Below are 9,700 nucleotides of genomic sequence, written 5' to 3' on the forward strand. Positions count from 1 at the left end.
GGAGGAGGTGGCTATGGGACTGCAGCGTCGGACGTTTTTGCGCCGGCTGGCGCAGGGCATGGGGGCAATGGCGATCGCCAGCAGCAGTAAGCCACTACTGACGGCCTGTGCTAATCAGGCGAATTCTCCTTCCAGCACCGCGAAGACGGGCAGAGTCTCCAGTAATGGCTTGCTGAACCCTGGTACATTGGCTTGGGGTGCCGAGCAAGGTCCTCCCTATGTCTTTTTTGATCCGGCAAAGCCGGATCGACTACTGGGCTTTGAAGCGGAAATTGCCACCGCGATCGCCCAACTTATGGGAGTGCAAGCTAGCTTAATTCTTGGGTTGTACGATCAACTGCCAGTCATGCTTGCTGCCAACCAAATTGATTTCATCCTAAACGGTTGGGAAGTCACTGCCGAACGGCAGAAAACTCAGCTTTTCTCCCAACCTTACTACCGGTATGGCCAGCAGGTGGTGGTGCGGGCAAATGACCCCCGCTTTCAAGCGTACACCGCCAATAGCGAGATTAGTCTCGAGATTCTCACGGGCATGACAGTGGGCACAGGTCTTGGCTACAAAGCGCAAGCAATTCTTGAGGAAACGCCTACCCTTAAAGTCCGGCTATATGGCGGAACTGACTACTTCAACTACTTGGAAAGCGGAGCAGTTGACGCCCTTCTTTTGGACACTCCCATAGTGTCTTACGAAATTTTAGGTCAGGGGATTGGTGCAAATAAGAATTCCGCTCTACGAGTTATTGGCAAGCCCCTGTTTTTAGCGGATTATGTCATGGCATTCAATGGCGATAGCCCCAAGGGAAAAATTCTCAAGGGGGAGGTTGATCAAGCACTGAGTCTTCTCAAAAAAGATGGCACGTTGCGACGGATTTATGAACGCTGGGGACTCTGGAATGAAGCTCAAGCAGAAATTGGCATTCTTTAGGGTCAGAGTTTTGCATAGGAAAAACTGGAGTCCCCTGGGGGTACCTTATGAGTTATTTTAGAAGAACCTTCCCAGCCCTATCACCACTTTCCCTGACCCTTGCCAGTATCTCCGGGAAAGGCTAGCTCAGTACTGGTCGCCATACCCTCGGCAAATCCAAGACTCAGGATCATCGGCAAAACTAGGCATGGAGGAATACCCTAAGATGGAACTGCAGCGTCGGACGTTTTTGCGCCGGTTGGCGCAGGGCATGGGGGCAATGGCGATCGCCACCAGTAGTAAAGCCCTGCTCACAGCCTGTGCCGGCAACGTAGATTCGACCTCTGGAACCTCAACGACGGGTACCGTCTCCAGCAATGGCCTCCTCAATCCCGGTACATTGGCTTGGGGGGCTGAGGCCATCAGTGGTGCTCCCTACGTGTTTTATGATCCCGTGAATCCCAGTAAGTTGATTGGTTTTGAGGTGGAAATTGCCGACGCGATCGCCCGACTAATGGGGGTCAAGGCCGTATTTGTTGCCACAGCCTATGATCAACTCCCGGCTGCCTTGGCTGCCAACCGCTTTGACATGATTCTCAATGGCTGGGAAATCACTGCCGATCGCGAGCGAACCCAACTCTTTTCCCAGCCCTACTATCGCTATGGTCAGCAAATTGTGGTGCGGGCTGAGGATCCCCGCTTTGAAAAATACACCGCCACTAGCGAAGTCACCCTTGCCGATCTCGCCGGCATGACCGTCGGTACAGGCATTGGCTACAAAGCCCAAGAAATTCTTGAAAGTGACAAAAACATCAAAACCCGTGCCTATGATGGCAATTTGCCCTTTGATGATCTTGCCCAAGGGCGTATTGATGCAGTGATGGTGGACTATCCAATTGTTGCCTACTACATTCTCGGAGCTGGTCCAGGGGGCACGGTAAACAATAACTTGCGCCCAATTGGTATGCCCACTTTTTTGAATAACTATGTGATTGCCTTTAATAAGAACAGCCCCAAAGGAGAAACTCTCAAGATAGAAGTCGATCAAGCCCTTGATATTCTCAAAAAGGACGGTACATTGCGCCGCATCTACGAAAAATGGAAAATGTGGAATGATCAGCAGACTCAAATTGGTATTGCCTAGGGTCAGACGTGGTGAACGACAGTTTCAAGGGGATTGAGCGTGTCCTTAAATTATCCTTGCATAGTTGGGTAGAAAGTGACGGGATCGGTTGCGATAGCTGCAACTACACCTCAATCGGCGGTGTAGAGCTAATGCCACACCAGCTCCAATAGTCCATTGAAACCTTAATTGGCAGCTAGAGCTACTTACACTTAGAGTATTAAATCGTATTGCTGTCCTATCCCAATAGCCAAGCCATCACCTGTTGACCGAGGCGCGTCCCATTGAGACGATCAATTTCCCGCACACCGGTGGGGCTAGTGACGTTGACCTCCGTTAAATAGCCGCCAATGACATCAATCCCCACAAAATAGAGGCCATCGCGCTGAAGAGCAGGAGCCAAGGTTTGACAAATCTGGCGATCGCGTTCCGTGATTTCGACGGCTGCCACCCGTCCACCCGTGGCCATATTGCCGCGAAATTCATCCCCTGTGGGAATCCGATTCACTGCCCCCATTGGTTCGCCGTTCAGGAGAATAATTCGCTTGTCCCCCTCTTTGGCTGCCGGTAGATATTCCTGCACCATCACCGGCAGTTGTCCCCGTTGGGTACTGATTTCAATCATTGAATTCAGGTTGCGATCGCCCGCCTGCAAAAAGAGGATGCCTTCTCCTGCTTTACCGCCCAAGGGCTTGAGCACTGCCATGCCCTGCTGCTGCACAAATTCACGAATGTGTTGCTTATCCCCGGTCACAATGGTTTTGGGAATCACGCTTGGAAATTGCAGGGCGTACATCTTTTCATTGGCATGGCGCAGACCCGCCGGCGAGTTGAGCACAAGCGTGGTTGTTTTATCCACTAAATCGAGACAGTAGGTGGCATAGAGGTAAGCGGTATTCACAGGGGGATCCTTGCGCATCCACACGGCGCGAAAGGTATTGAGGGGTCGCCATTCCACTGCACCCGCCTGAAACCACGGTTGAGGAATCTGCCACCGGCCGGCCACCAGTTGTACCGGGGATAACTGGACTGGGGTGAGCGCTGCCCACACCTGGCCTTCGCGGATCAGCAGTTGGGAAATCTCCGTTACCCACACCTGCGCCCCTGCTGCTTGCGCTGCCTCCATCAAGGCCACACTGGTATCGTGGCCGGGGTCTAGACTGGCAATGGGGTCAATGATAAAGGCAATATCTACGGCCATTCCGCTAGGCTGCCGCTTGCAGGAGAGCGTCCAGTTTTCCTTGCGCCTCTAGGGCATAGAGATCATCGCAGCCACCAATGTGCTCGTTGTTGATGAAAATTTGCGGCAGCGATCGCCGGCCATGGGCACGTTGCGCCATTGCTTCACGAGCAGCTTCGTCCCCATCAATCACGTACTCGGTAAATTGCACCCCTTTGCGTGTTAAGAGTTGCTTTGCCCGAATGCAGAAGGGACAACGAGACCACGTATAGATTTCGACATTGGCCACAGCGCCACCCTTTTACGATTTACAAATTACAAAAGTTCACCTTGATTCCAGCCTAGCAAAAAGGGAGAAGAGACACACCTCCTCTCCCTTAAGTCCTGTCCTACAACTCGCTACAAGTAATTCGGGTCTTGAACATTGCGGATTTTGCAGGCCTCGGCAATCCCGTACTGGGGGCGAAGAAAGCGATCCATCTGCGCCACAAAGAAGCGGCGGTTGGCCATCAAGTGCTCTGGATTGGGATCATCTAAGGGATAGTAGAAGGCAGCACGGGTTGCCTGCAAAACGGCAGAGGTCACTGTGTACATGGCATGCTGGAAGGCAATCCCCAACTGTACCAAAATATCATCCTCACCGCGACAGTGTTGGTGGAAGTAATCCCTTAGGTACGGGGGGAGGAAGTGGTACATATCCTGATGCAGCAGCGTTGGCGGAATTCCCGCGGTTCCCACAGGAAATTTATCGGCAAAGAGAATGCCATAGTGGAAGTCCACTTGATCTGTGGGGATTTGATTGGCTTGGGCATTGTAGGACTTGGTTCCTCGGAAGGGGGCTGTGCGATAAAAGACCGCTTCTACATAGGGGAAAGCCGCTTCATAGAGCCACATAAAGCCCTTTTCCTTAGGCACAAGAACATGCACCTCATCATCAATATAGACATGGTGATAGATAGGACGGCCGGCAGCAGCAAAAATTCCATTGACCAAAAAGTTCATCGCATCCTTAACACTGGTAATGCTGCCCTCATCGTAGCGATCGCTAATCTCAAAGAAGACCGGTGCCATTACTTCCCAAAATAGCCCCAGCACAGTCATATAGGTGGCTTGGCGCGCTTGCTCTAAAAAGAGGTCCGGAAAGAGCTTGTGCAAACCCAACATCAGTGGGTTGCGTTTGAAGTAGGCACGAATGGCCTTATCGGCTGCGGCTTTGTACTCTTCAGAATCAAGGTAAATGTCCAGTTGGCCCCCCATGCGGTGCCACATCATATTGCGGGCAAGATTTTCAGAGAACTCCATGTTGATGCGATCGTGCCAGAGGTGGTGCAGCAGGCGAGGCATCTTGCCGGTTTCCCCCTTCTCGATGAAGGCCATCAGTTCGGGGCGGGCATGGGCAGGGCCGCGCCAAATCCGCAGATCTGCCGTATCGCCAGCGTAATGATTGGGCAGATCAAAGTATTCTTTGGTCGGAAAATACTTAAAAAAGGGAAAAGGATCAATAAATACCCGCTCGCCAAGGTAGAGCAGATCGCGCCAGTAGAAGTCCATCGGAATGGAGTAGGCTTTGTACATGCCAATGATCTTCATTAGGTTCACTGGCGTGTCGGGAATGAGGGCACCCCCCGCCTCAAGGCGGTAAATGATGTCTGCTAAGGGGTGATCTAAGGGGGGCAGTTTTGCCGAACTGGGATGGGTGAGTGCTTGAACCATGGGGAGACTCTCCTAACTATTGGGGTAAACTGGCCACAATTTCCCTTGCACTTGGTATTGCCGCAACCATCTGGGCACTGGTGGTTTCACTCCACCGCACGAGCCACGTGGGCTGCACACCCAAGACTAGGATTAACAGGCTCAGGACAATGGCGGGCATTTTTTCTGACCAAACCACCCGAGGGTAGTAGGCCGTCGCATTGTCAAGGCGGCCAAAACAGGTGCGGTTAATCAAAATCACAAAGTAAACGGCTGTCAAACCAGTGCCAACGACTGCAAGCAGGGTGGGAATTGGGAACGTGTCGTAGCTGCCTTGGAAGATTAAAAATTCAGCCACAAAACCCACCAGTCCCGGAATACCGGCACTGGCCATCCCCGCCAAGATTAGGAGGGCGCTGGTGGTGGGTAGGCCGCGCAGGGGATTGAGCAAACCATTGAGCACATTTAGCTCACGGGTGCCCACTTTGGTTTCAATGACCCCTACCAGATAGAACAACAGTGCCAGAATCAAGCCGTGGCTAATCATTTGGGCGATCGCCCCCACCATGCTCAGTTGGGTATGAGCCGCTGCCGCCAGCAAAACATAGCTCATGTGACCAATGGAACTGTAGGCCACCATCCGTTTAATATCCTTTTGAGCAATCGCGGCAAGGGCACCATAGAGAATACCCACAGCCGCCAAGATTGCGAGCAAACCCGACAGCTGCCCCCAAGCCTCTGGAAAACAGCCTAGGGCAAAACGCACCAGCCCATAGGTGCCCAACTTTGCCAGTACCCCCCCAAGCAGAATTGCGGTTGGCGTCGAAGCTTCCACATAGGCATCGGGCAACCAGCTGTGGAGGGGCACCAAGGGCATTTTGATACCAAAGCCCAAGATCAACAGCAACAGAAGAATTGCTTGGGTCGTGGGTGCCAAGCCAGCCATTTGGATATCGGCATAGTCAAAGCTGGGGGCGTGGGTCAGCCAACCCATTGCCAAAAAGGCAGCGAGGACAAGAATGCCAGAAACTGCGGTATAGATGAGGAACTTGATGGCGGCCTGTTCGCGGCGCTGCCCTCCCCAGAGCAAAATCAGCAAATAAAATGGCACCAACTCGATTTCGTAGAAGAAAATGAACAAGAGTAAATTCTGTGCCGCCAAAGCTCCGGTAACTCCTGCATTGGCCAGAAGAACAAGGGCATAAAACAGGCGGGGGGCACTTTTTTCACCTGTGAACACCACCACAAGCGTCAAGAACGTCCCCAAGACAATCAGGGGTAGGGACAACCCATCCACACCAAGGGAATAGTTCAATCCCAAGGGCGATAGCCACGGCACAAATTCCGTAAATTGCAGTGTTGTTTGCCGAACATCGAACTGCGTCAGCATCCACAGGGAAAGGGCAAAGGTGACGGCGGCAGTAACCAACGCACCCGAACGGAGCGATCGCGCCCGTAGCAGCGGCATCAGCAGCGCACCGATGACGGGCAACACAATTAACAGCGTCAGCATAGGGCAAGAACCTCAAGGAATGGAGTATTAAGCCAGCAGTGGCCAACAAATGGCAATGACCAGAATGGCGACCCCCATCAAGATGGTGAGGAGATAGACTTGGGATTGACCCGTTGTACTGTACTTCAGGCGATCTCCCCCGCGGAGTGTCACCACACCAAAGGCATTGCCCGTGCCATCCACAAACGTGCGATCAAACCAAGCGGTAATGCGGGAAATCATATCCACTGCCCCCACCACTGTAGCTTTGTAGAGCTTCGGCGTATAGAAATCGTAGGCCAGCAGATCCTGAAGCAACGGCAGGGGAAACTGGATGGGTTTGGGAATTGCTTTGCCGAGATAGACCCATGCGGCTACCCCCCAACCCAACAGAGCGGTCAGGGTTAGCATGGCTGCGGTGGTTAAGGAAGGATGAGTCCAAATCACCCAATCAAATCGCCCCATGAGAATTGGCAAGTGCAACACGAGTCCCAAATCAACCGTCATTGGCAAAATCATCGGCCAAAACACCTCGGGCGATCGCGCCGTCATGGGCTTAACCTCACCGCCCCAAACAAGGCAGAATGTACGACCTAGACTAAAGGCCGCAAAGGTATTGATGAGCAGCAGTACAACGCCCACCCAAGGCAGTTGGCTAAAGGCCGTATCCAGTAATTCCGCCTGAGGGAAAAAACTTGCCAGGGGCGGTAAGGCTAGGAGTCCGGCTGAACCAACGAGGAACGAGATGCCAGAAATGGGGCGCCGTGACCACAACCCACCGAGCAGCCGCAGATCTTGGGTAATGCTGTTCCAGATAATGGCACCAATGCTCATCATCAGCAATGCCATTGCCACCCCATAGGTGAGGATAAAGACAAAGGCCAAGCCCGGCTCCTTGAGACCGACAGCAATAAATACCCAGCCCATGTAGGCGCTGACTAAATAGGAGAGAGCGCGCTTAATATCCACTTGGGCAATGGCAATGAGGGTTCCCCCCAATGCGGTAACACTCCCAATCACCAGCAAAGCCGTTAGAGCCACGGGGGAAAGACTGAGAATGGGGGTTAGCTTAACGAGCACCCATGCCCCCGTAGCCACAACAATGGCATTCCGGAGAATCGAAGCAGGAATTGGACCTTCCATGGCTTCATCCAACCACAGATGCAGCGGGAACTGGGCACATTTGCCCATAGGGCCAGCAATCAGAGCTAGGCAAATCAGGGTAATCAAGAGGGGATTCACTTGAGCAGTGGTGGCCCAAGCCGCTAAATCATCGTAGTTCCACGAACCCGCAAGGGGATAAATCGCCAACACCCCCATCAGCAGCACCAAATCTCCTACCCGTTTAGTGAGAAAGGCATCGCGGGCACCCGTAACCACTAGGGGTTGATTAAACCAAAAACCAATGAGTAAGTAGGTGGCAAGGGTCAAAATTTCTAGCACCACATAGTTAAAGAAGAGGGAGTCGAGGAGCACTAGAGCAGCCATCCCCCCTTCAAAGAGGGCCAAGAGAGCAAAAAACCGCGCCCAGCCCCAATCCATCTCCATGTAGCCAATGGCAAAGACCTGAGCCATTAGATTCAAGCCTGTGATCAGCATGAGAGCCGTGGTCGTCAAAATAGAAATCTCAACAGGAATGTCAAAGTGCAGACCCGCGACATCGAGCCATGTCCAATGCACAGACTGCGGCGGCTGGTTGGCGATCGCTACCGTTGCCAGTAGCGCATGAACAAAGGAGAAAAATGTGAGCAAGATATTCACATAGCCCGCTGGACGAGGTCCCGTCTTGCGAGTGATTGCCGGTGACCAAATCAAGGACAACGCCATTCCCACCAGCGAGTAGAAAGGTACGAGCCACACCGTGTCCGCAAATGATTGCAACATAAACCCTGCTTCTGCCTATGGGTAAGACTAATTGGATTTGATCTTATCTATGAACGGCACCGTACTTGACGGCGGTTAAGAATAAAATTGCATCAATATTTCTTATTGCCTAGATAAACGGCAACAACAGACCTTGTCGCAACAATGAAATCTTTAAGGTAAATATCAATACTTAGGGGACAATCTGAAACGTTACTCGTGCGGTGTAGCCCACATAGTAAAAGTTCCCCTCACCCCAGTCTTGGTTGGCATTTAGCTCAACACGCATTTGACTTTGACGCGGGTAATTTTCGGGAATGGGGATCACCTGATCATCTCCAGGATTGAGCCGACCCAAACCCGAACGAATGTTGCTCACGGTTCCCCACAGAACCTTCCCTTTACTACCATAGAGTTCGATTTTTGCCTTGGTGCGCGGGTGGATCAACCGCAGAGATTGTTCATCCACAAACACATCAATCTAACGCCGTTGGCAATCCAGCAATTGCAAAATTTGATCCCCTTTACCCAGAAACATGCCCGGCCGGGCATCCACCCGCCACACATAGCCGGCAATGGGGGCAGGCACCTCCACGACCCTGCGCTGCGCCACCTCCCGCTGCGCTTAGGTAACCTGTCGTTGTTGGGCAGCGATTTTGACGATCGCCTGCTGTTCGCCAATCTGAATTTGTAACTCTTGGAGCCGCAGGCGGGGGTCGTAGTTACTGCGAGTATGGCGCGGGGTCAGCCCCAACTCGGCAGCACGAGCATCGGCCTTACATTCACAATCACCCCATTGATGACGGCGTCGCGACTGCGAACAGTTGTCAAGTGGCGGTAGAGAAACGCGCCGGCAAAGGTGAGAATGCCACAGCCTACTGCCAGTACTAGGAGATTGGCAAGGAGCGATCGCCGCAGCTTCAGCTGTTGAGTTGATGGAGCCTAATTTTCATTCTGCACCAAGGGGAAACCCTGACTCAAATTGGACACAGAAATTGAAGCCGGCTTTTTCATAGGAAGCTCACAACAGGTTGGTTAAATTTGATAAAACCAACTCTTTTTATACAATTGATGAGTGAAAACCTTGGTCTAAAAACGTCCTATGTTCACCTCACAACTAGACGTTAGAAAGTATTTAATATACCTTTTAATATGCTTTTACTGTTTAATCTAAATATGCGAATAGCCTTTTACTATCCGTATGAGCACTGAAGTTGATGTCTGTAAATTGTCTATTAAAAAATTCAATCTCAGGTTCCGTAGGTTTTCAAAGCATCATCCAGCCCCAAAAGCAAGAGTGAAGTACGTATGATAAAAGTATCCGTGGCAGACTTCCATGGCGCACTTTCCCGATGTTGACAAGCAAGCATGGCTGATTGTGTGTTCCCAAGGCACAGTGGTGGGCAAGTATCACCTCGCAGGCAAGGCTGCTTGGAAAATTGGGCG

The 9,700-nt window shown here is 52.0% G+C and carries 10 protein-coding genes; 2 read left to right on the forward strand and 8 right to left on the reverse strand.

What is annotated here, in order from left to right; translation table 11 throughout:
- Positions 1-13 precede the first annotated feature (13 nt).
- Together Q0683_RS08020 and Q0683_RS08025 are read left to right on the forward strand one after the other, a co-directional pair.
- Positions 14-925 carry an ABC transporter substrate-binding protein gene (locus Q0683_RS08020; RefSeq protein WP_298977186.1) on the forward strand — a complete coding sequence of 304 codons (912 nt, stop codon included), beginning with the start codon at positions 14-16 and terminating at the stop codon, positions 923-925.
- A 205-nt stretch (positions 926-1,130) separates the two neighbouring features.
- On the forward strand, positions 1,131-2,048 hold the full coding sequence (locus Q0683_RS08025) for an ABC transporter substrate-binding protein (protein ID WP_298618001.1): 918 nt from the start codon (positions 1,131-1,133) through the stop codon (positions 2,046-2,048).
- 217 nt (positions 2,049-2,265) lie between these two features.
- On the opposite strand, the gene gshB is transcribed toward Q0683_RS08025, so the two are convergent.
- The 8 genes from gshB to Q0683_RS08065 form a co-directional block, all read right to left on the reverse strand.
- Positions 2,266-3,228 (reverse strand): glutathione synthase, encoded by a 963-nt coding sequence (gene gshB, locus Q0683_RS08030; protein ID WP_298611490.1) that lies wholly within the window; start codon positions 3,226-3,228, stop codon positions 2,266-2,268.
- A 4-nt stretch (positions 3,229-3,232) separates the two neighbouring features.
- On the reverse strand, positions 3,233-3,496 hold the full coding sequence (grxC, locus tag Q0683_RS08035; protein WP_298611494.1) for a glutaredoxin 3: 264 nt from the start codon (positions 3,494-3,496) through the stop codon (positions 3,233-3,235).
- 110 nt (positions 3,497-3,606) lie between these two features.
- On the reverse strand, positions 3,607-4,920 hold the full coding sequence (locus Q0683_RS08040) for a CO2 hydration protein (RefSeq protein WP_298611497.1): 1,314 nt from the start codon (positions 4,918-4,920) through the stop codon (positions 3,607-3,609).
- Positions 4,921-4,936: 16 nt separating this feature from the next.
- A complete protein-coding gene (locus Q0683_RS08045; protein WP_298611500.1) occupies positions 4,937-6,412 on the reverse strand; it encodes an NADH-quinone oxidoreductase subunit M in 1,476 nt (491 codons plus the stop codon).
- Between the two features lie 27 nt (positions 6,413-6,439).
- Complete coding sequence (locus Q0683_RS08050; protein WP_298977189.1) at positions 6,440-8,275, reverse strand: NAD(P)H-quinone oxidoreductase subunit F; 1,836 nt, start codon at positions 8,273-8,275, stop codon at positions 6,440-6,442.
- 172 nt (positions 8,276-8,447) lie between these two features.
- Entirely contained in the window at positions 8,448-8,723 is a 276-nt protein-coding gene (locus tag Q0683_RS08055) for a hypothetical protein (RefSeq protein WP_298611505.1), read from the reverse strand.
- A gap of 12 nt (positions 8,724-8,735) precedes the next feature.
- Entirely contained in the window at positions 8,736-8,867 is a 132-nt protein-coding gene (locus tag Q0683_RS08060; protein ID WP_298977192.1) for a hypothetical protein, read from the reverse strand.
- 12 nt (positions 8,868-8,879) lie between these two features.
- Positions 8,880-9,008, reverse strand: a complete 129-nt coding sequence (locus Q0683_RS08065) for a hypothetical protein (RefSeq protein ID WP_298611508.1) — start codon at positions 9,006-9,008, stop codon at positions 8,880-8,882.
- Positions 9,009-9,700 lie beyond the last annotated feature (692 nt).

Source organism: uncultured Thermosynechococcus sp. (assembly GCF_938074695.1).
In the GTDB taxonomy this organism is placed as follows: Bacteria; Cyanobacteriota; Cyanobacteriia; order Thermosynechococcales; family Thermosynechococcaceae; genus Thermosynechococcus.

Excerpts from the sequence above, each read along its gene's own strand:
- Q0683_RS08025 (WP_298618001.1), top strand. The coding sequence starts at position 1,131 with ATGGAACTGCAGCGTCGGACGTTTTTGCGCCGGTTGGCGCAGGGCATG.
- Q0683_RS08045 (WP_298611500.1), bottom strand. The coding sequence starts at position 6,412 with ATGCTGACGCTGTTAATTGTGTTGCCCGTCATCGGTGCGCTGCTGATG.
- Q0683_RS08020 (WP_298977186.1), top strand. The coding sequence starts at position 14 with ATGGGACTGCAGCGTCGGACGTTTTTGCGCCGGCTGGCGCAGGGCATG.
- Q0683_RS08050 (WP_298977189.1), bottom strand. The coding sequence starts at position 8,275 with ATGTTGCAATCATTTGCGGACACGGTGTGGCTCGTACCTTTCTACTCG.
- gshB (WP_298611490.1), bottom strand. The coding sequence starts at position 3,228 with ATGGCCGTAGATATTGCCTTTATCATTGACCCCATTGCCAGTCTAGAC.
- Q0683_RS08040 (WP_298611497.1), bottom strand. The coding sequence starts at position 4,920 with ATGGTTCAAGCACTCACCCATCCCAGTTCGGCAAAACTGCCCCCCTTA.